Raw genomic sequence first — 19,638 nt, 5'->3', positions numbered from 1 at the left:
ATTCAGTAAAAAACTTTCACCAGCAATGTGCCGGTGAAAGTTTTTTGGGTTATTGATCTGATAACCGAGGCAACACCTGTTGCTGAACAAACGTGACAAGTTGTTGATACTCGGCTTGATTTTTAGGTGTGGGAAACTGAGTTAAATCTAGTTTCGGTTGCTTCAGCTCTTGTCGAAGCGTCGTCACGAACTTTTGGCGGGTCATAAACGACGTATCGCCGTGAGTGCCGCCCATGCTGTAGAAATGCAAATTTGATCATCCTTTTTTGTTAATCCCTAGTTATCTAGTGGCCACTTTTCCCAGTCATAATCCCATAGGAGTGCCATGGTGCCAGCGCCAACATGAACGCCAATGACCGGGCCAATTTCGCTATGATCAATGGTGATATCCGGAAATTCAGCTTGCAGGTCCTTGGACCAAGCAGCCTGTAATTCCGCATTATCAGCGTCGATGATCGTTAATCGAAGCGGATAGTTGGTTGTGTTGACCGCCTGTTGGAATTTACGTTTAATCGCTTGATAGGCGCGGCGCATCGTGCGCTCCTTTTCGATTGCGACGATTTCGGCTTGATCGTTGAAGGTAAGAATTGGTTTGATGCGAAGGAGGCCGCCGACTAAACTGGAAGCATTTGATAACCGGCCCGTTCGAACTAAATGAGAAAGATCGTCTACCACGAAGTAGGCGTCGATCGTATCTCGAAAGTGGGTGAGCTGTTCAATGATTTCATCGGGAGCCATTCCTTGTGCCACTAGTTTAGCAGCTAATAGGACTAAGTTAGCTTCCCCCGCAGACGCAATTCTCGAATCAAAGGGGTATACCTTAATGTTGGTCACGTTGGGTAGGTAAGTGGTGAGGTTATCGTAAAAACTCGTGATGCCGGATGATAAATGAATACTGATGACGGCATCGTAGCCTTCGTCAGCCAATTGGTCATACATCGTCTGCATCTGGCCTAACGTGACCTGAGTGGTAGTCGGTAATGCCTTTTCGGTTTTTAAGCGCCGGTAAAATTCGGCGGTCGTAATGTCAACATTGTCTAAATACGGTTGACGGTCAAAAATCACGGTAATTGGAACAACGTGAATGTGATAATCGGCAACGTCTTGTGGGTCTAAATAACTTGCTGAATCGGTAACAACTGCGATTCTCATATGGTAAGGCAAACCTCCTCTTTGGTAGCCAGTTTAGCTGTTATGAGCATAACAAAGGTGGGGGAAGTTCGCAAGAGCGGGAAAGGAAGGACGTGATTAGATTTTTTTAATGCGTGTTTACGTGATCATTTGATGGCAGTCAACCTTAGCTGATCGACAGCATATCGTTTAAAGTGATTCGATTTGCTTGCGGAATATCAAAGACCGTTTCCAAAGAGGCGACAAAATTAGTTGGCCGATCAAAATCGCCGTTTCGAATCGCCCAGTAGACGTTATACCCAGTAAACATCATTGAGGCGGCGATAAAGAGTTGAAGTGGGGCGCTTTGATTGCGAATCTGGTGCGCCTTTTGAGCAGCCGTAATTAGCGAGACACAAACTTGCTTAAAGCGGTCATCAAAATCAAACGTCCCTTGATTATTGCCAAGGTTAGTAATAAATAACTGGCTGGTTAAGTCAGCGCCAATAGCGGTGCTTGCCGACATCAGTGCCGTGAATGACGCAACGAGTTGTTGCCAGTAGTTATCAATGTGTTCAGGTTGTTCGTTGATAATTTGATCCACCGCGTGTTCATAGTAGTGAATCAGCAATTCACCTTTTGATGAGAAATGGTAATAAAATGCGGGCTTGGTGAGGTGACAAGCATCGCAGATATCCGTAACGCTCACGTTTTCGTAGGATTTTTGTTGAAATAAAGTGTAGGCGGTATTTAAAATTTGCTGTTTAGTATCCATCGCTGAGCGCTCCTAAAGTTGATTAATCAAGTCATTGGATGTATTAGCGTTAGTTTAGCATACCTTTCACAAAACAAAAAATGATTGCGCTTACATTACCAAAGTGGTATTCTTTACTCGAGTAAAGAATGTGAACAAATTAACTTTTGATAAATATTTTGACTTAATTAGTCATCATTACGGCAAGTAAATCAAGTTGAGGTAATAATCAAATCATTGATTTACCAGTAAATATGACTGAGATGTTCAGATTGCCAAATAGGGTTACTAAAATAATTGATAATAAACCATTTATCACAAAGTTAATCATTGGCATTTTTAATTAACATTATCTAAGGAGGAATCGTCATGAAAGGTTGGCAATTTACAGAAACTGATGCACCGTTAACGTTGGTTGAACAGGTGAACCCAGAACCAGCACCGGATGAAGTTATTTTAGCAGTTAAGGCTGCGGGACTTTGTCATACGGACGTTGGCATCCTGCATGATCCAAGTTGGGCACCAATGGTCAATGCGCCAGTGATTTTAGGCCATGAGGTTGCTGGAATTATCACTAAGGTTGGGCAAAATGTGACGGCGTATCACGTTGGCGACCGGGTGGGTGTTTCACCACAAAACCCCGAAACCGGTCAAACGATTGGGGCCTTTCGTGACGGTGGTTATTCGGATCAAGTAGCGGTGCCTGAAGTGCAACTAGTGCCACTTCCAGATTCGGTGTCCTATATTCAAGGCGCCGCGGCGACCGATGCTGGGATGTCATCTTATCATCCACTATTCGTTGTTGGCGGTGCTAAAAAAGGCATGAAAGTCGGGATTATCGGTGCCGGTGGTTTAGGGCAATTTGCGGCCAATATGGCGGTGATTGCAGGTTGTGAAGTTTCCGTTGCCGATACAAAAGCGTCAGCCCGTGAATGGGCTAAGAGCGTGGGCGTTCAGCATGTGCATGCCGAAATCGCGGATATGAAAGCTGATGACCTAGAGCTGATTATTGACTTTGCCGGTTTTGATACGACGACTAATGACGCCATTCACGCGGTTAAAGCTGGCGGAACCGTTGTTTTGGTTGGTATGGGAATTCTGCATAGTACCATCGACACGGGGGATTTGATCTTCAGAAACATTACGTTGGTTGGTAATAGTGGTGGGACCCCTGAGGATATCGCAGATGTTTATCGGTATTTTGAAACCGGTAAATTGGCGCCAGAATTGACCTTAACGGACTTTGACCATATTCCAGAAGGCCTTGTGAGCCTTGAAAATGGTGAAGTTAGCGGCCGGTTGATTGCGGCGCGTGATTAGTCATGTGTGACCAGTTTCAAGCTGGTTGGTCCATTAGCAACGGTCAACGATGCGGTCGCTAAATTGGTGTTGGTTTAAAAGTTATTGGAGACGACAAAAGACACTGCTGACATCATTTAAGCAGTGTTTTTTATTGTGCCAATTGAATCAGTTGGAATCGGCGGTTTGCGTTAATTTGTGGTAGCGTCAGCCGTTAACTTACCGGTGTGTTGCTCAAAGTAAGCCTGTAGTTGACCAACAAGTGCAACGATATCTCGATCAGCAGTCACCCGATAACTAATCGCGTTAGCAATGCTAATAAACTTTTCCGGGAGTGGAATTAAGTTGTAGTTACCCTGTCCAAAGGTTTGTTCCGCTAATTCAGCGGTGGTGATCGTACCGGATTCCGGAATTTTTTCAGCTGCACGTAAGGCTTCTGGTGCGCTTGGAACAGTAATGGTTTGGATTAAGTTGATGCCCTCCTTTTGGAAACTTAATTGGACGTAGTTTTGAAAAGCAGGGTAACCTGAAAAACCAATGAACCGGTAATTGTTAAAGGCGGTTAAATCGCTAAAATGAAACGGTAAAAGTATTTTGTCATGTTTAAAAACTCGACAGTTTTTAGAAATGAACAAGAATAATTGTTGAACCGGTAACGTCACGGTTTTAAAGTGCGCATCGGTTGACCGTTTGCCAATGATGAGGTCAATTGTTTCATCGATGGCGTTGTTATCGGAGTGCTCGTTTGTCGCCATAATGACGTTGAATTTTTGATTCGGGTGCTGTAAATGATAATCGGAAAGGGCATCGCTGGCGAGGCTGCTTAAGAAGGGATTGGTAATTAGGATGTTTAAAGCCGGTTTTTCTTGATTAAGTGAAGCCCCTAACTGTTTTTCGAGGTGATCTTCGTCGTCAATAATCGTTTGAAGGCCCTTCAACATAATGTCGCCAGCGTTCGTGAGGTGAATCGGTTTTGTTTTCCGGGTGATCAACGTTGTTTGATACTCTTTTTCAGCCGCTTTTAATACTTTGCTAATGTAGGGCTGGCTCAGATAAAGCCGGTCAGCGATATCGGAGATGGTTTGGGAATAAACCGCTGTTTTTAGGATGCTTAGGAGCGTGCGTTGTTTGTTCATGTGGACACCTCTAATTTCAATAGTATTCCTAAATGGTTATAGTTGACGATTTTATAACTATTAGAATTATCGTTAAGTCGCTTATATAATAGCACTTGTAAGCAACTATCGAAATATAAAATCAGTATGGAGGTTATAACTATGCCAAATCGAGTGACGGAAATTCTGGGAATCGAAAAGCCAATTATTCAAGGGCCATTACTGTGGCTAACGGACGCTAAGTTAGTGGCCGCGGTTAGTAACGCAGGCGGCTTAGGGACGTTAGGGTTTAACGCCGGTCAAACAACGGTGACGCGCGATGTTGACGAAACGGTTGAACGGATGCGCCGGGAGATTCGGAAAGTTCGCGATTTAACGGATAAGCCGTTTGGACTCAACTTTTCGGGTAGTGAAGACCAGTCGGACCCATTTGCGAAGCCGATGTTTGATTTAATGGTTGAAGAACAAGTTCCAGTGGCCGTTATTGCGGGAAACGTCGCACCAACTTGGTTTAAGGCCTTTCACGAGCATCATATCAAAGTTGTTTATCGGGCATTAACGCCAACTGTTGAAGACACTAAACAAGCGGAAGCTGCCGGGGCAGATATCATTGTTGCCACGGGTTTTGATGAGGGTGGTACCATCCCAGAAAAGGTGATTGGGACTTTTTCCATTGTGCCAATGATCGTTGACGCTGCTGAACACGTTCCCGTGATGGCGGCAGGCGGTATCACGGATGCGCGGACCGCCAAAGCAGCTTATGCGTTAGGGGCAGAGGGCTTATATATCGGAACGGCATTTTTGCTTTCAGAAGAAAGTCGGTTAGCCGATAACGTTAAGCAACAAGCAATTGCATCGAATGCCGATGACTTATTACTGTATCGGGACCAACCCGCATATTACCGGTCACTACCAGGCAAGATGGCTGATCAGTTACTTGAGATGAGTAACGCTGGCGTAAGTGAAGATAAGATTTATGAAGCTCATCATGGTTATCAAGCGATGCACGATGGTATGTTGATGGGCGATTTGGATGCCGGAATCGCATCATTTGGTTTGGGAATTTCACAAATCAATAAACTTGAACCGGTTGCTGACATTATGGATCGGTTAAACGTGAAACCGTAATTTTTAGGTTTCAGATTTATCAATCAGGCGTCTCGTAACTTCGATTGGAAGTTATGAGGTGCCTGATTTTAGATGGTGAACAACTTTAGTTAACTTAGTTACTAGCGAACGAAAACGTCCCGCCAACAAGTGCTTAAATTCCAACTTGTTGGCGGGACATTTTTACGATTTAAATGAATTAAACCTATTCTGCTGGATGATCTGCATCATCGGTTTTGAGAACCAAGTTAAAGGCTTCGTAGATCACCTGATTCAGATAAGCATTGTTTACCTTCAACATCTCACTAAACGAGGTCACGATTGCAGTAATCGTATCATCGTCCAATGAGGTGGCCTTCAACTGCTTCACGGTGTTGGCGAGGGCGTCATTTAATTGATTGCCCTTTTTCTCACCAGCAATTGAAATGGCGTGTTGAAATTCTTGAAAGAGTTCTTGACGGTCCATTGTTTCAGTCCTTACATCAAAAAATAGTTAGAGCGCTTACAAAATCAGTAGCGCGTTACAGCCGTTAAGGTTGCCAGTTCGGTACCTTCGTCACGGATGACGATGATTTGGCAACTTTGTTGAAGTGCCGTTTGTAAGACTTGGTTGAGGTCGTGATACCACTGATCAGGGCGGTCAGCATCACCGTTGGCCAAATTGACGATTAAATGAGTAACCTTTTTTTCAGTGAGCGCCTGGTTAACCTGATCGATTTCAGTTACCGTCTTGCCTTGGGCTAATTTGTTGACGGTCGCGAATAACTGAGCCTTTTCTTGATCAGCAATTTCGGTCAACAACGTCTGCTCGAAATTAGCGGTGGCCTTTTCGCTCAACGCACGCGGAATTTCAATTGAGGCGAGGTTGAGTTGGCTGCCAGCAGCTTGACGGAAGGCCGCTAAGTTGTTAGGTAAGCCGGTTAAGATAATTGGTTGGTCGCCAATTTCAGTACTGTCATCAAGATAACTGACGATCGCGTGATAGTAACGTTCTTGGTCAACGGCTTTTTCGTGACTGGTATCGTTGTGTCCGTGATACTGAGTCTGACCAGCGCTGGTACTGAAGTTCAAGTCACCACCACGAAGATCAGTGCCCAACGCATCGGTCAACTCACTTGGAAAATCTTTGAGGGTTAACTTCGTGAGATGTTGATCAGCAAGGGCATAAACCGCACAACTGGTTTGACTCAGCTGTAGCAAGGTGTAACTGGGATTAGCCTGTTCCTTTAAGATTGAGAGGAAGTCGGGACCGTTAATGATGCTGCTTTGAACGGTCTGAACACTGTTTCTTGGCAGATAGCTAATTTCGTCACCGGCTAACGGGGCGAAAATGCTGATGCCGTGGTACGGTAGCGCCGCATCCAATAACGCATTGACCTGCGTTTCGATAGCTGCGGGATCTGCGTCGGGGTAGTCCTGCTTTGCCTGATTCAGGGTCTGCAGGGCGTTCTTTAACTTCAATTGCTCGTCACGTTGATACTTTAACCGATCCAAGCTTAAGTTAAGGGTCATTACCGGAGTCTCTGTTGAAAATTGAGTTGCAAGTTCTTTAAGCGTTACTTGTTTTGCCATAGACTGCCACACTCCTTTTTAATGATACCTTAAGTATACCGCATCTTTGTGAAAAATAGGGCATGGAATGGTCTAATTCTCGTTGTGAGTGGTAAAAATGCTTAGAGCTTTTTATGGAACTTAATGGTCAACAGTAACCAGACAATCAAGGCCAGTGAAACGGCGACCACAATTAGCCAAGCATCGTGGAATTTTTCGAGGGGCAGGGGCACGTTCATACCGAAAAAACCAGTGACGATGGTCGGCACCGCCATGGTGAGTGACCAAATCGTCAGAAACTTCATCGTGTCGTTTAGGTTGTTATTAATGATCCCATTAAAGGTTTCAGTAATGCGGTCTACCACTTGCGATTCGTTTTCAATCATGTGTTCGACCTGATCGTTTTCAATGGTCACGTCTTCTAACAGGTCGCGTTCGTAACTGGAGGCGTTCACCCCAAGGTACGTTCTGGGAATCCGCAAAAAGAGTTCGTTATTGGATTTGATCGCACTATAAAAGAAGGTCAGCGTTTGGCCAAGATAGGAGAGGGTTACCAAATTGTTGTTTTTGGCGTTGCGACTCAACATTTTGTCCAGTTGGTTACGTTGCTTGGTGACCTGCTTAAGGATTGGGATGTAACTATCAATCAGCGCAAACAATGATTCCAACACAAACGTAGTGGTTGACGTTGTTTCTGGGTCCTGACTGGTTTGATAAAAGGCATTGCTAACAAAGTTGAGGTTACTTTCATTAAAGGTGAACAGCAACCCCCGGTGAATCAAAAAGCCGACTGGTCGAGTGATGTAACGGTTGGCTTGCGTATTTTGGAGCTTATACGGCACTAAAACAACCATCAGTTGCTGATTATTAGCGGGATCATGGACGTAGTTGGCGGTTTCATCTTTATCGGTAACGTAGGTGATGATGTCGTCAGTAATGCCGTAATCGTCCATCAAGGTTTGTTGTTCTTTTTCGGTTAGTGAGTAAGTTTCAACCCAGTCAAAGCCGGCTAGGTGTTTTACAGGTTTGATCATTGGTCGTCCTCCGAAGCAAATTGACGGTTTCAAGCCCCGAAATCGTCGTCTAAGTCCAGCATACGCCGTTTGGTCAAATTTGGCGACAATTGATGGCGAAAAGTCGTGAGATTTGGCTTGATATTAGTCTGAACACTTAAAATTAACGATTGCATGAAAAAATAATGAGAAAAATTGTCGTCAAATAATTGACAAGGGGCGAAAAGTCCGGTAACATAATGTTTTTAATAGCGACGATGGTGTCTTTTTGTACTGATTTTGTCATGAATATGTTATGATAGAGGGTATAGATAGACGGGACCAAAATGACAAGTGTTGGGAGGTGGTTACCGTGCTAAGTCGAACAAAACAATATTTAAAGAGCCGGAACTATTCTTATGAAAAGTCGTACATCCGACCGCTAATGACGCCGGAAAGTGTGTATGTCTTTAAGTTTGGTCGGGAGGCGTTAAATAATCGGGTAATCATTCGCTACAGTCACACCTGGACTGGTCGACAACGAATCAATGAAATCGATTTACGACTCCACAAGCAGAAACATCCACGGATTTTCCGGACTGAAAGTGAATTATTAGACTACCTGGAATCGCGGCTGCCTCAGCGCGAACAACAGGAAGCTGATGACAAGAACGCATCCAAGTAGGGTGTGTTTTTTTGTAAGATGACTTAATTTTAGGAGGCACATGATGGACTGGACAGAATTAGCCGTACAAACCACGTCAGAGGCGGTTGAAGCCGTGACCAATATTTTGATGGAGCACGGTGCTTCAGGGGTACAGATCGACGACGAAAAGGATTTTGAAAAACTACAAAACATGGATTGGTCACAGATGGGTGAAATCGTTAACGTTGACGAAATTCCCCACGTTGAAAGTGGCGCAACGATTACGGCGTACTTCCCGGCAACGGTGTTCGTGCCTGAAATCGTGCCAGCAATTCAGCAGGCGGTGGCTGGGCTAAGCAAGTTCGGTTTGGATGCGGGACCCGCTAAGGTAACCACGGCGGCCGTCGATGATACCGACTGGTCAACTGCGTGGCAAAAATACTACCATCCGGTTCAAGTAACTCGCTTTTTGACAGTCGTGCCAAGTTGGGAGGATTATCAACCCCAATCGGCGGATGAACGCATCTTGCGGTTAGATCCCGGTCAGGCCTTTGGCACAGGTACGCACCCAACGACTAAACTGTGTTTACAAGCGCTGGAAACGGTGATTCGCGGTGGTGAAAGCATGATTGACGTTGGGACTGGTTCTGGCGTGCTGAGTATCGCCGCCAAGCAACTTGGCGTTGACACGATTCGGGCGTACGATTTAGATCAAGTGGCAGTCGATTCTGCTAAGAAGAACCTTGATTTAAACCCAATTGCGGCCGACGTTCAGGTTGCGCCAAATAACCTATTAAACGGGATTACAGAAGGAGCCGATGTGATCGTTGCCAACATCTTGGCAGAGGTGATCATCCCACTGATTCCGCAAGCTTGGGCTTTGTTACCGGTTCATGGTTATTTCCTGACTTCGGGCATCATTAAAGAAAAAGCACCTGAAATTATCGCAGCGCAAAAGGCTGCTGGTTTTAAAATCCTACAAACGCTCACAATGGGTGACTGGTATGGGGTTATTGCACAGAAACCGGGGGAAGACGATTAATGCAACGGTACTTTGTTGAAAATCAGTTAACTGCGGGCACCACGTTTGCATTAGATGCCACGGTATCGAAACACTGGATTCAGGTGCTGCGCGCTGAACCGGGCGCTCAAGCGGAGTTTGTGGACGCTACTGAGCACGTGTTTTTGGGTGAACTGCTAGCTGATGAACGAGTTCAAGTGCTTGAAAAACTGGCGGTTAACGTCGAATTACCCGTTCACGTCACGATTTTGTCTGGCCTACCTAAGCAGGATAAAGCAGAGTGGATCGTTCAAAAAGCAACCGAAATGGGTGCCTTTGACATTGCGTTTTTCGGTGCTGATTGGTCAGTAGCGAAGTGGCAACCCAATAAAGTTGCTAAGAAGTTGGCCCGACTCCAAAAAATTGCGCAAGGCGCCAGTGAACAATCACACCGGACGCACGTGCCCACGGTTCGGTTCTTTAATACGTTGAAGCAGGCAGTGGCTGAAGTTGAGACGGATCACTTAGTTGTGGCTTACGAAGAAGCGGCTAAGCAGGGTGAACAGGCTAATTTAGTTCAACTGATGAACCAAACGCAGCCGGGTGATCGTCTGACAGCCGTGTTTGGGCCGGAAGGTGGCATTTCACCGGCTGAAATGACGTTGTTAACTGAACGGTCGGCAACGGTTGCGGGCTTGGGACCACGGATTTTACGGACGGAAACGGCGCCGTTGTATTTTTTGGCGGCGGTGTCGACGTTGTTGGAACTTTCTTGATAGGGTAGTTGTTTTTTAACGGCTTGGATTATGGTGCTTAACTGTACCGAGTAGTTTTTGCAACGTGCATTGAGGCAACGAGATTTTCGGCTTAGTTGAAGATTAGTTGTTCCGAGGCCTGATTCCTATGAAGTTGCGATTTCGTCACTTTTTTCCTGTACCACGCCGAAATGCGCATCGGAGAAGCAGAAGGTTATGTGTAAGGTAACTCAGGTAAAAGCCCTGAACTTCGGGCTTTTACCTGAGTTACCTTACACGCCACCCCTTAGGCGCTTCTCCTCGCGCTCTAAAAATGCTAAAATAGTACCCATGTATTTTTCAACAAGAAAGTGGTGGTTGTCGTGGCAATTTTAAAACGGTTCGGCTGGCCTTACTGGGCAGTTGGCTTAGTGATGGGGTTGTTCGTGCCGATTTTACTTCAGCAGGTCACCATTGATCCAGTCTGGCATTCAGGCGTGATCTTTGGTTTGGTCAACTCGGTGTTAGCCGGGGTGGTCGGTCACTTGGTGAAGCACCGCGGTGAAGCGGGTTGGTTGATTTTGGTTTTACCCGTGATCTTTGCGGTTGGTATCTGGGTGTCAGGCCCAGCGTATGCCATTTATTTTGCGATCAGTTACCTGTGTATTAGCTACTTAGCCTACGGGCTGACCCGGTAACCGAATCGGTATTAAGGGGGATGTGATCAAATGTCAAGGGATCAAACGTGGACGGCAGAAGGCGTGATCGACGCCGTTTCGTCATATATGAATAAGGATCACGTGGCGATCGTGGAGCGGGCGTACCGGTTTGCATCAATTGCGCATCGTGATCAACGCCGGCAATCGGGCGAAGCATACATCATGCACCCGATTCAAGTAGCTGGTATTTTAGCGAATTTAAAAATGGATCCAACAACTGTGGCTTCTGGTTTCTTGCACGATATCGTGGAAGATACTGGCGTCACATTAGATGATGTTCGGGAACTATTTGGCCCAGACATCGCCATGATCGTTGATGGCGTGACGAAGTTAGGGAAAATTAAGTATAAGTCAAATAAACAGCGGTTGGCTGAAAACCACCGGAAGCTCTTGTTGGCAATGTCAAAGGATATTCGGGTGATGATCGTTAAACTGGCTGACCGGTTGCATAATATGCGGACCTTACAGCATTTGCGGCCGGATAAACAACGCCGGATCGCGAACGAAACGTTGGAAATTTACGCGCCGTTAGCTGACCGGTTAGGGATCAGTACGATCAAGTGGGAACTAGAAGACGTATCATTACGTTATCTGAATCCGCAACAGTACTACCGAATCGTGCACTTAATGAACTCACGGCGCGATCAACGAGAAGCCTACATTGCTGAAGCAATCGGTGATATCAAGACCGCCATTAGCGACTTAAACATTGACCCTGAAATTTACGGGCGACCAAAGCACATTTACTCGATTTACCGCAAAATGCGAGACCAACACAAGCAATTTAGTCAAATCTACGACCTGCTAGCTATTCGGGTGATCGTGGATAACATTAAGGACTGTTACGCGGTGTTAGGTGCGATCCATACACAATGGAAGCCAATGCCGGGTCGGTTCAAAGACTATATTGCAATGCCAAAGCCTAACATGTACCAATCACTGCATACTACGGTGATCGGTCCTGAAGGGCGCCCACTAGAAGTTCAGATTCGGACGGCAGAAATGCACCGGGTCGCTGAATTTGGGGTTGCGGCGCACTGGGCTTACAAGGAAGGCAAGACGGATAAAGTCGAAACCACCAACACCGGCAACAAACTCAATTGGTTTAAACAAATCATTGAATTACAAGAAGACACCGATGATGCATCCGACTTCATGGACAGCGTCAAAGGCGAACTGTTTGGCGACCACGTCTACGCCTTTACGCCAAAGGGAGACGTGTTAGAGTTACCAAAGGGTGCGGGTCCATTGGATATGGCCTACTCGATTCACACTGAAGTTGGAAATCATACCACTGGTGCGACGATCAACGGTAAAATCGTGCCCCTTGATTACGAAATTAAAAACGGCGATATCGTGGACATTAAGACCTCTTCGAACTCTGCTGGGCCAAACCGTGACTGGCTAAAGCTGGTTTCCACCCGGCGAGCACGAAACAAGATCAAACAGTTCTTCCGGTTGAAGGATCGGGAGAAAAACGTTGACCTTGGCCGGAGCATCATTGAACGGCAACTGCGCGAGTTTAAGTACGATCCTAAAGCACTGATGACGAAGGACCAACTGCAAAAAGTGGTTGATAAGTTGCATTATCAGCACATTGATGACTTATTTGCGGCAGTTGGCTTTGGTGACCTGCAACCAGTTGGGGTAGCCAATCGGTTAACCGAAGATGTGCGTCACGAACAAGAAGAACTACGGCAACGTCAAGAAGAACGCGAACTGCTGGAAGAACATCAATCGATTACCAACAGTGAAAATGAATCAGATACCCAACGAAAACGGAAACTCAAGGCTTCTGAAGGGGTGATCATTGAGGGCGTTGACAACTTGCTGGTTCGGTTGAGCCACTGTTGTGCGCCAGTTCCAGGTGATCCAATCGTCGGTTACATTACCAAAGGTCGGGGCGTTTCGGTTCACCGCAAAGCTTGTCCAAACGTTGCTCAGGCGGAAGCAAATGGCGAACGCTTGATCGATGTTTACTGGGAAAACCCTGAAGAAACCACTTCGTTATATAATGCGGACCTGGAAGTTCAAGGGTATAACCGAAACGGGCTTTTGAACGAAGTGCTGAAGATCGTGAACAACACGACCAAGCAGTTGAACCTGGTTAACGGGCGAGTTGACCATAATAAGATGGTCACCATTTCGATTTCGTTAGGGGTTCGTAACGCGACACAGTTGCAACGCATCATGGATAACCTGAAGAACGTTCAGGACGTCTACGTTGTGAAGCGGCCCTTTAGATAAAACCAATTGAATCAAAAAACGGCTGCTGCCAATTTGGCCACAGTCGTTTTAACGTACATAAATTAAATTAGTGGAGGAATATCGTTATTCGAGTTGTTTTACAGCGGGTCACATCGGCACAGGTTGCCATCGAAGAACAGGTAGTCGGTCAAATCAAGCAGGGGTACTTACTGTTGGTTGGGGCTGAAGATACGGACGGCGATGAAGAAGTCGCTTACCTCGTGCACAAAATTAGTAAGCTCCGAATCTTTTCAGATGAGCAGGGGAAGATGAACCTGTCGATCCAAGATATTGGTGGCAGCATCCTCTCAGTCTCTCAATTTACGCTGTATGCTGATACGCGAAAGGGCAACCGGCCAAGTTTCACCAAGGCGGGCAATCCAGAACACGCCAACGCCATTTACGAGCAGTTCAACGCACAATTGCGCGATGCCGGTTTGACGGTTGAAACGGGCGAATTTGGCGCTGATATGCAGGTGAGCTTAGTTAACGATGGCCCCGTAACGATTATCTTTGATACGGACAATAAGTAGTTCAGGAGGAATGACGATGCGGTACCAAACTTATTTTTGGGATTTTGATGGCACGCTATTTGATACGTATCCCATCATGGTTGACGCGTTTATGCAGGCGCTCCAACGCCAGCACGTTTCAGAAATTGAAATGGATGAAGTTGAGTACTACGAAGTGATGCGTCGGCACTCGTTGGGAACAGCTGTCCAACAGTTCAGTTCGATGTACGGGGTGGATGCAACGCGCTTGGAACAGGACTATCGACGAATCGAAGCCACGATGATTGAAAATGCCCGGTCGTTTGACGGCATTTCGGCCCTATTACGGTCAATTCAGGCACAGGGCGGGCAACACTTTTTACTGACCCATCGTGATAAAAGTGCGTTAACGTTATTGGCCCAAGATGACCTAAAAGACCTGTTCACTGGGTTTGTGACCAGTGAACAGGCCTATGCTCGAAAACCTGATCCGGAGTCGCTCACGGCGTTGATCACGCAGTACCAAGTTGACCGCCCAACGGCAATCATGATCGGTGATCGTAACTTAGACGTTGAAGCAGGGCACCGGGCTGGGATTGCTGGCGCGTTATTTGATCCTGGTCGGTTGATTAATAGCGCAGTCAGCAAACCTGAAATCAGTGTCACCAATGTTATCGGGCTTCGTGACGCGCTGTTAACCGACTAATAAGCGGCTAGAATTCGGTCAACGGCACCGCCGTAACTTTCGCCAAATAGGTTCAGGTGTGCCATTAAGTAGTAAAGCTGATACCACGGTAACCGGTCTTCAGTACCCGGAGTTAGCGGGTAAACTTCTTGATACCCCGCATAAAAATCGGCATCAAAGCCACCGAAAATCGTGGTCATTGCGAGATCAAATTCACGGTCGCCGTACAACACATCGGGGTCGATCAAAGCGGGTTTGCCATCGGCAGTGAACAGGTAGTTTCCGGCCCATAAATCCCCGTGCAACAGACTAGCGGTTGCAGAATGAGTGCGATAAAAATCCAGAATTAGGTGACAGAGTTGGTCAAAATGCGCTTGGCGACTCGCCGACCAGAGGCCATGCTGTGCAGCGCGTTCCGCCAACGGTTCAAGTCGCTGGTGAACGTAAAAATCACCCCAGTTGGCTTGCCAAGTGTTATGCTTCGGTAATTTACCCACGACATCGTGGTCAAACCCAAACTGAGTCGCATGGATTTGGTGAACGTGAGCCACCAAATGGCCGAGGTCGCGCTGACTGCCTGTGCCGGTAGTGAGCCAGGATAGAATCAGATAGGCGTTGTCGTCTAAGGTTCCTGACGCAATTACCTCAGGAACGAGGGCGGCTTGACCAAGTAGCTGAAGGCCTTCGATTTCGTGCGTGTAAAACGCTTCAGTTTGATGAGGCTGGACGAGAACAAAATACGGGCCAGTCGGTGTTGTTACCCGGTAAGCTTCGTTGATATCGCCACCGCTAACCGGGGTGACGGTTTGAATCGGTTTAATTGGTAATTGGTTAAACCAAGATTGTGTTGGCAAAGTGGATCATCAACCTTTCATGAAAATTGAAGTCGCCTGTATCTTAGGTGTTTGGGTGGGGAACGTCAAGTAATGCGGTTTTTGGTTGAATTGATTACAATACTATTATGCAAAAGTGTATAATTAAAGAAACTGTTAGATGAATTGTCAAACAATTGCGCAAGGATAAGGAGACCAACATGGCACAATTTATTTATAATCGACTTTCAGAACTGGATGATCGGCTATATCGGACGCTACAGCAGTGGATCGTGAGTGCTGGTGAGTTAGATTTTAACCAGATTGTACCGTTGCCGACCCATCTAAGTACCGAAGAGCCTAATCGGGCGATGCAGGCATTAGCGGTTTACCTCCGATCATTGCCGGAGGCCGAACGATTGGCATTAACCAAACAGCTAAGTGAACGGTATAAATCACAGGGCATTTCGGCAGCTCAAAATTATCAGGATCGGGTTCGAGAGATCCTAGCCTATTCGGATGAGGCGTTGCGACAACTTGATCGACAATTGACTGAAATTTATCGCAACCTACCACTTGTGCAACTCGCCCACGTTGGGGTTGACCTCTCTCAAGCAACCGCGGTTAAGGCGGGTCAACGCTATGCCGAAAACATCATGCAGTACGGGGCGATGACGGCACTTGACTGGAAAATGCTGCACTGGGGAACCCGGTGGGGCGCATTGATGACCCGGTACGATGCCCGACAGCACGTCATTTATTTTAAAACTGCGCAAACGGCACCGCTGCCGGTGATGCAGGCGCTAGCCGACCGGTTTAACTGCGACTTTTTGTTGACGTACACGGATGAAGAAGTTGGCAGTGAACTGGACTATCAGGCCGTTAACTTTGACGGCGACCGAGCCAAGCAGGTTCGGTTTGGCGACTAGACTAATGGAATATTAAAGCTGAATGAGGTCTGCCGGTAATGGCGACCTTTTTTGTTTACGCTTGTGTCCAGCGTAAGCATCTTTGGTCTTAGTTTGTGAAGCGCAGTGATTTGCGTGAGCTGTCGATTCCGGTAAACGGCTAGGTTCCTGCTGTGGGGCCGGTCTGAGCCAAAGGGCGGTCTCAAACCTCGAAGTTAAGCCTCGCCAAAACCCGTGCGAGTCTTAACTTCGTCCCCGATGATTGGCGGTTGTCGGAAGAACACCAACAACCACCAATCATCGCGACACAGCATCCACCTAGCCGCTTACCGAAATCTTACATTGGCGCAATTCGCACTATAGTAGCACATCTCAAGCGCTTGAACGATTAGTTACAGTATTGTAGCGACTGAGGTTGAGCCACCCAACGTCAAAATTAGTCATCAGTTAACGCTCACCAGCACGATGGACAAACGTCAATCTATTTTCTGAACGATGACTCAATGCGCTTGAACGTATTGTTGACTCGATGCGGTAACGTTGCTATTCAACGGTTACTGAGATGTTCGCGATTGTCATCGTACGACAGTTTGCCCCTTCATGATAGATTTTCGGGAGTGCGGTAACCGATGCCGAAAACCCGCAAACAAGAGGTCGGTCTGAAAATTGGGCCTCAGCCATGAAATTTTACTTGGCTGGCGTTTCTTGCCAGACTAGTAAAAGGCCGTATTCTGAGACGCGGGCTTCCGGCTCAGAATCGTGCCCATGGCGTTCCAGCGCCCAAATTTTCAGACCGACCGGCTGTGCCCACAATGTCAACCATGATTACCGCGCCAAAGTAGCCAAACTTCACAAACTAAACATGCTTACGCTGGACACAAACGACAATTAAAGCTGTGACTGTCCAACATTAACCGAACGTTAAACTAAAAACACTAATGATTTTGTAATAATTGGTGACTGGCAATTGTCAAGTCCCAGTGCTATCTCGTATAATGGTGAGAAAACGTGAAAACGAGGCAGACTGTTGAAAGATTTAAAAAAATACTGGGTGCCGATGACCATCGCCGCAATTGTTGTGCTGTTGGTGGGTATCACCCTGTTTCAAACTGTTCGTAAAGATCGGCTCACTGCACCGATCGATAATATTAACGTCCGAACGGGACCTAACATTAACTATCAAAAAAAGGCCACTTTAAAAAAGGGCCAAGCGGTCTACATTGTTAAAAAGCAGGATAACTGGTATAAGATTCGTTACGATGATCACCACTTTGGCTGGGTCGCCAGTTGGCTGATCAACCAAACACAGTCGGTAAAAACGGCGACTAATTTATCCGATGCCACCATTGTCCTGGATCCTGGTCATGGTGGGAGTGACGCCGGTGCGTTGTCAATCGATCAAAAGCATGATGAAAAAACCTATACGCTGCAGATTGCCAAGCAAGTCCAACGCCAGTTAGAAGCAAAGGGCGCGCACGTCATCATGACGAGAACGGGTGATCAAACGGTATCACTGGGGGCACGGCCTGAGATGGCCACTGACCGCCATGCGGATGCCTTTATCAGTTTCCACTTTGATTCCAGTCCCAGCAATAATCTGGGTTCTGGCTTCACCACGTACTACTACCACGCAGACACATCGCTTAAACTAGCGAAAGCCGTCAATCACAGTCTGACTGGGTTACCGTTAACTAATCGGGGAATCGCGGTGGGAAACTTTGAAGTTATTCGGGATAACTTACGGCCAGCGTTACTGCTGGAGATGGGCTATATCAACACAGCTAAGGATTTCAAATCGATTCAAAATCCCAGCTATCAAAAGCGGGTTGCCGCCGATGTGACTCGCGGGTTAGCCAACTACTTTGCCGCGAAGTAATTGACCGGTTTGCGAATCTGCTTGACTTTTAGTTAGGAACTGGTTAATCTAGTCTATAGTCAAATATTGAAACACCGATGACGAAGATCAGTAGTGACACGCCGACTTTTAGAGAGTTTCCGTTAGCTGAAAGGAAACAGCAGGGGGCGTCACGAAGACACTTTTGAGGTGAATAATGCAGATTATTCGTGTCCAACGTTATGGATGAGTAAATTTAAGGTGGTACCGTGCCAAGCACCCTTGTGAAAACAAGGGTGCTTTTTATTTTTTTCACGGTGGAACCGATAATCAGAAAGGAAGTTACTATGCGTTACCAACGACCAAAGGGAACGGCGGACATTCTTCCCGGCGCAAGCCAACACTGGCAGTACGTCGAAAATATCGCCCGCGATGTGTTCCGGAAATACCGTTTCGAAGAGATTCGGACGCCGTTATTTGAAAACTTCGAGGTCTTCTCCCGAACTTCTGGGGATACTTCGGATATTGTGACCAAGGAAATGTACGATTTCAAGGATAAAGGAGATCGTCACATTAGTTTGCGGCCTGAAGGGACTGCGGGGGTTGTGCGGGCGTTTGTTGAAAACAAACTGTACGGCCCAGAAGTTCAAAAGCCTTTCAAGACCTACTACATGGGTCAAATGTACCGTTACGAACGGCCACAATCTGGTCGGTTACGGGAATTCCACCAAATTGGGGTGGAAGCTTTCGGTAGTGACGAACCCGCACTGGATGTTGAAGTGATCGCAATGGGCATGGACCTATTTAAGCACTTCGGCATCAACAATCTGCGTCTCGCCATTAACACGTTAGGTGATAAGGAAACCCGGGAGAATTACCGGCAAGCGCTGATCGACTTCCTGGAACCTCACTTTGACGAATTGAGCGAAGATTCACAGGTTCGTTTGCACAAGAACCCATTGCGGGTCCTTGATAGTAAGGATAAGCAGGACCAAAAGTTTGTGGCGGATGCGCCATCGATCTTGGACTACTTGACCGATGATGCCAAAGCCCACTTTGAAACGGTGAAGGCGTTGTTGACCGCCCTTGGTATCGACTATGAAGTTGATTCAACCATGGTACGTGGGTTAGATTACTACAACCACACCATCTTCGAATTCATGGTGGATTCAAAGGCGTTAGGTCACGGCTACACCACGGTTTGTGCCGGTGGTCGGTACAACGGTCTGGTTGAAGAACTGGGTGGTCCAGAAGTTTCTGGGGTCGGCTTTGGCCTCGGAATGGAACGGCTGATCTTGTTGATGGAAGCGGAAGGGGTCGAATTCCCTGATACGCGGAAATTGGACGCTTACGTGGTTGGTATCGGCGATGCTGCCGATGCTGCAACGCTGAAAGTGGTTCAAGCCTTGCGTTCACAAGATTTTGCGGCTGATCGCGATTACCTTGCGCGTAAGCCAAAGGCCCAATTTAAGACGGCTGACCGGTTAAACGCGGCTTATACGCTGACCCTTGGGGAAGCCGAATTAGCTGCTAACACAATTCACGTTAAAAACATGGCAACCGGGAACGAAGTCAGTGCATCACTCGATGATGTGTTAACTGACTTTGCGAACGTGATTGCCAGCACTAACTAA

The 19,638-nt window shown here is 46.8% G+C and carries 20 protein-coding genes; 12 read left to right on the top strand and 8 right to left on the bottom strand.

The window, feature by feature from the left end:
* Nucleotides 1–49: 49 nt before the first annotated feature.
* The 3 genes from ACYVR3_RS09415 to ACYVR3_RS09405 form a co-directional block, all read right to left on the bottom strand.
* On the bottom strand, nucleotides 50–250 hold the full coding sequence (locus ACYVR3_RS09415) for a hypothetical protein (protein WP_461244030.1): 201 nt from the start codon (nucleotides 248–250) through the stop codon (nucleotides 50–52).
* A gap of 26 nt (nucleotides 251–276) precedes the next feature.
* Nucleotides 277–1,152 (bottom strand): DegV family protein, encoded by an 876-nt coding sequence (locus tag ACYVR3_RS09410; RefSeq protein WP_461244029.1) that lies wholly within the window; start codon nucleotides 1,150–1,152, stop codon nucleotides 277–279.
* 145 nt (nucleotides 1,153–1,297) lie between these two features.
* Nucleotides 1,298–1,885, bottom strand: coding sequence for a TetR/AcrR family transcriptional regulator (locus ACYVR3_RS09405; RefSeq protein ID WP_461244028.1), 588 nt, complete (start codon nucleotides 1,883–1,885; stop codon nucleotides 1,298–1,300).
* 348 nt (nucleotides 1,886–2,233) lie between these two features.
* On the opposite strand from ACYVR3_RS09405, the gene ACYVR3_RS09400 reads away from it, so the two are divergent.
* A complete protein-coding gene (locus ACYVR3_RS09400) occupies nucleotides 2,234–3,184 on the top strand; it encodes a zinc-binding dehydrogenase (protein WP_461244027.1) in 951 nt (316 codons plus the stop codon).
* A gap of 170 nt (nucleotides 3,185–3,354) precedes the next feature.
* On the opposite strand, the gene ACYVR3_RS09395 is transcribed toward ACYVR3_RS09400, so the two are convergent.
* The gene (locus ACYVR3_RS09395) at nucleotides 3,355–4,299 is read right to left on the bottom strand and encodes a LysR family transcriptional regulator (protein WP_461244026.1); all 945 of its coding nucleotides are present in this window, start codon (nucleotides 4,297–4,299) and stop codon (nucleotides 3,355–3,357) included.
* Nucleotides 4,300–4,440: 141 nt separating this feature from the next.
* Here ACYVR3_RS09395 and ACYVR3_RS09390 point away from each other — a divergent pair, with 141 nt between their 5' ends.
* Nucleotides 4,441–5,406: an NAD(P)H-dependent flavin oxidoreductase gene (locus ACYVR3_RS09390; protein WP_461244025.1), complete on the top strand. Its 966-nt coding sequence runs from the start codon at nucleotides 4,441–4,443 to the stop codon at nucleotides 5,404–5,406.
* 184 nt (nucleotides 5,407–5,590) lie between these two features.
* Here the strand turns inward: ACYVR3_RS09390 and ACYVR3_RS09385 are convergent, their stop codons facing one another.
* The 3 genes from ACYVR3_RS09385 to ACYVR3_RS09375 all read right to left on the bottom strand — a co-directional run bounded on the left by ACYVR3_RS09385 (nucleotide 5,591) and on the right by ACYVR3_RS09375 (nucleotide 7,970).
* The gene (locus ACYVR3_RS09385; protein ID WP_461244024.1) at nucleotides 5,591–5,851 is read right to left on the bottom strand and encodes a hypothetical protein; all 261 of its coding nucleotides are present in this window, start codon (nucleotides 5,849–5,851) and stop codon (nucleotides 5,591–5,593) included.
* A 44-nt stretch (nucleotides 5,852–5,895) separates the two neighbouring features.
* Nucleotides 5,896–6,957: a baeRF6 domain-containing protein gene (locus ACYVR3_RS09380; RefSeq protein WP_461244023.1), complete on the bottom strand. Its 1,062-nt coding sequence runs from the start codon at nucleotides 6,955–6,957 to the stop codon at nucleotides 5,896–5,898.
* Between the two features lie 101 nt (nucleotides 6,958–7,058).
* Nucleotides 7,059–7,970 (bottom strand): magnesium transporter CorA family protein, encoded by a 912-nt coding sequence (locus tag ACYVR3_RS09375; protein WP_057151750.1) that lies wholly within the window; start codon nucleotides 7,968–7,970, stop codon nucleotides 7,059–7,061.
* A 322-nt stretch (nucleotides 7,971–8,292) separates the two neighbouring features.
* On the opposite strand from ACYVR3_RS09375, the gene ACYVR3_RS09370 reads away from it, so the two are divergent.
* The 7 genes from ACYVR3_RS09370 to ACYVR3_RS09340 all read left to right on the top strand — a co-directional run bounded on the left by ACYVR3_RS09370 (nucleotide 8,293) and on the right by ACYVR3_RS09340 (nucleotide 14,471).
* Nucleotides 8,293–8,613 (top strand): hypothetical protein, encoded by a 321-nt coding sequence (locus tag ACYVR3_RS09370; RefSeq protein WP_082405095.1) that lies wholly within the window; start codon nucleotides 8,293–8,295, stop codon nucleotides 8,611–8,613.
* Nucleotides 8,614–8,656: 43 nt separating this feature from the next.
* Nucleotides 8,657–9,616 carry a 50S ribosomal protein L11 methyltransferase gene (prmA, locus tag ACYVR3_RS09365; RefSeq protein WP_057151751.1) on the top strand — a complete coding sequence of 320 codons (960 nt, stop codon included), beginning with the start codon at nucleotides 8,657–8,659 and terminating at the stop codon, nucleotides 9,614–9,616.
* On the top strand, nucleotides 9,616–10,350 hold the full coding sequence (locus tag ACYVR3_RS09360) for a 16S rRNA (uracil(1498)-N(3))-methyltransferase (protein ID WP_461244022.1): 735 nt from the start codon (nucleotides 9,616–9,618) through the stop codon (nucleotides 10,348–10,350). Before prmA ends, ACYVR3_RS09360 begins: the two co-directional genes overlap by 1 nt.
* A gap of 341 nt (nucleotides 10,351–10,691) precedes the next feature.
* A complete protein-coding gene (locus ACYVR3_RS09355; protein WP_461244021.1) occupies nucleotides 10,692–11,006 on the top strand; it encodes a hypothetical protein in 315 nt (104 codons plus the stop codon).
* A gap of 30 nt (nucleotides 11,007–11,036) precedes the next feature.
* On the top strand, nucleotides 11,037–13,274 hold the full coding sequence (locus ACYVR3_RS09350) for a RelA/SpoT family protein (RefSeq protein ID WP_461244020.1): 2,238 nt from the start codon (nucleotides 11,037–11,039) through the stop codon (nucleotides 13,272–13,274).
* A gap of 86 nt (nucleotides 13,275–13,360) precedes the next feature.
* A complete protein-coding gene (gene dtd, locus ACYVR3_RS09345) occupies nucleotides 13,361–13,807 on the top strand; it encodes a D-aminoacyl-tRNA deacylase (RefSeq protein WP_054736660.1) in 447 nt (148 codons plus the stop codon).
* A 16-nt stretch (nucleotides 13,808–13,823) separates the two neighbouring features.
* On the top strand, nucleotides 13,824–14,471 hold the full coding sequence (locus ACYVR3_RS09340; protein WP_461244019.1) for an HAD-IA family hydrolase: 648 nt from the start codon (nucleotides 13,824–13,826) through the stop codon (nucleotides 14,469–14,471).
* On the opposite strand, the gene ACYVR3_RS09335 is transcribed toward ACYVR3_RS09340, so the two are convergent.
* Entirely contained in the window at nucleotides 14,468–15,304 is an 837-nt protein-coding gene (locus ACYVR3_RS09335) for a fructosamine kinase family protein (RefSeq protein WP_461244018.1), read from the bottom strand. The genes ACYVR3_RS09340 and ACYVR3_RS09335 overlap by 4 nt on opposite strands.
* Before the next feature lie 179 nt (nucleotides 15,305–15,483).
* On the opposite strand from ACYVR3_RS09335, the gene ACYVR3_RS09330 reads away from it, so the two are divergent.
* From ACYVR3_RS09330 to hisS, 3 genes are all read left to right on the top strand, one after another.
* Nucleotides 15,484–16,191 carry a DUF1281 family ferredoxin-like fold protein gene (locus tag ACYVR3_RS09330; RefSeq protein ID WP_461244017.1) on the top strand — a complete coding sequence of 236 codons (708 nt, stop codon included), beginning with the start codon at nucleotides 15,484–15,486 and terminating at the stop codon, nucleotides 16,189–16,191.
* Between the two features lie 1,006 nt (nucleotides 16,192–17,197).
* On the top strand, nucleotides 17,198–18,046 hold the full coding sequence (locus ACYVR3_RS09325) for an N-acetylmuramoyl-L-alanine amidase (protein ID WP_461244016.1): 849 nt from the start codon (nucleotides 17,198–17,200) through the stop codon (nucleotides 18,044–18,046).
* 305 nt (nucleotides 18,047–18,351) lie between these two features.
* Entirely contained in the window at nucleotides 18,352–19,638 is a 1,287-nt protein-coding gene (gene hisS, locus ACYVR3_RS09320; RefSeq protein ID WP_461244015.1) for a histidine--tRNA ligase, read from the top strand.

The sequence above is a fragment of the Secundilactobacillus muriivasis genome, from assembly GCF_054785195.1.
The sequence above is the reverse complement of the archived record's forward strand: the minus strand, read 5'-3'. Positions and strand labels throughout refer to the sequence as shown.

Coding starts and splice junctions, on each gene's coding strand:
- ACYVR3_RS09410 (WP_461244029.1), bottom strand. CDS start 1,152: ATGAGAATCGCAGTTGTTACCGATTCAGCAAGTTATTTAGACCCACAA.
- ACYVR3_RS09405 (WP_461244028.1), bottom strand. CDS start 1,885: ATGGATACTAAACAGCAAATTTTAAATACCGCCTACACTTTATTTCAA.
- ACYVR3_RS09400 (WP_461244027.1), top strand. CDS start 2,234: ATGAAAGGTTGGCAATTTACAGAAACTGATGCACCGTTAACGTTGGTT.
- ACYVR3_RS09395 (WP_461244026.1), bottom strand. CDS start 4,299: ATGAACAAACAACGCACGCTCCTAAGCATCCTAAAAACAGCGGTTTAT.
- ACYVR3_RS09390 (WP_461244025.1), top strand. CDS start 4,441: ATGCCAAATCGAGTGACGGAAATTCTGGGAATCGAAAAGCCAATTATT.
- ACYVR3_RS09385 (WP_461244024.1), bottom strand. CDS start 5,851: ATGGACCGTCAAGAACTCTTTCAAGAATTTCAACACGCCATTTCAATT.
- ACYVR3_RS09380 (WP_461244023.1), bottom strand. CDS start 6,957: ATGGCAAAACAAGTAACGCTTAAAGAACTTGCAACTCAATTTTCAACA.
- ACYVR3_RS09375 (WP_057151750.1), bottom strand. CDS start 7,970: ATGATCAAACCTGTAAAACACCTAGCCGGCTTTGACTGGGTTGAAACT.
- prmA (WP_057151751.1), top strand. CDS start 8,657: ATGGACTGGACAGAATTAGCCGTACAAACCACGTCAGAGGCGGTTGAA.
- ACYVR3_RS09360 (WP_461244022.1), top strand. CDS start 9,616: ATGCAACGGTACTTTGTTGAAAATCAGTTAACTGCGGGCACCACGTTT.
- ACYVR3_RS09350 (WP_461244020.1), top strand. CDS start 11,037: ATGTCAAGGGATCAAACGTGGACGGCAGAAGGCGTGATCGACGCCGTT.
- ACYVR3_RS09340 (WP_461244019.1), top strand. CDS start 13,824: ATGCGGTACCAAACTTATTTTTGGGATTTTGATGGCACGCTATTTGAT.
- ACYVR3_RS09330 (WP_461244017.1), top strand. CDS start 15,484: ATGGCACAATTTATTTATAATCGACTTTCAGAACTGGATGATCGGCTA.
- hisS (WP_461244015.1), top strand. CDS start 18,352: ATGCGTTACCAACGACCAAAGGGAACGGCGGACATTCTTCCCGGCGCA.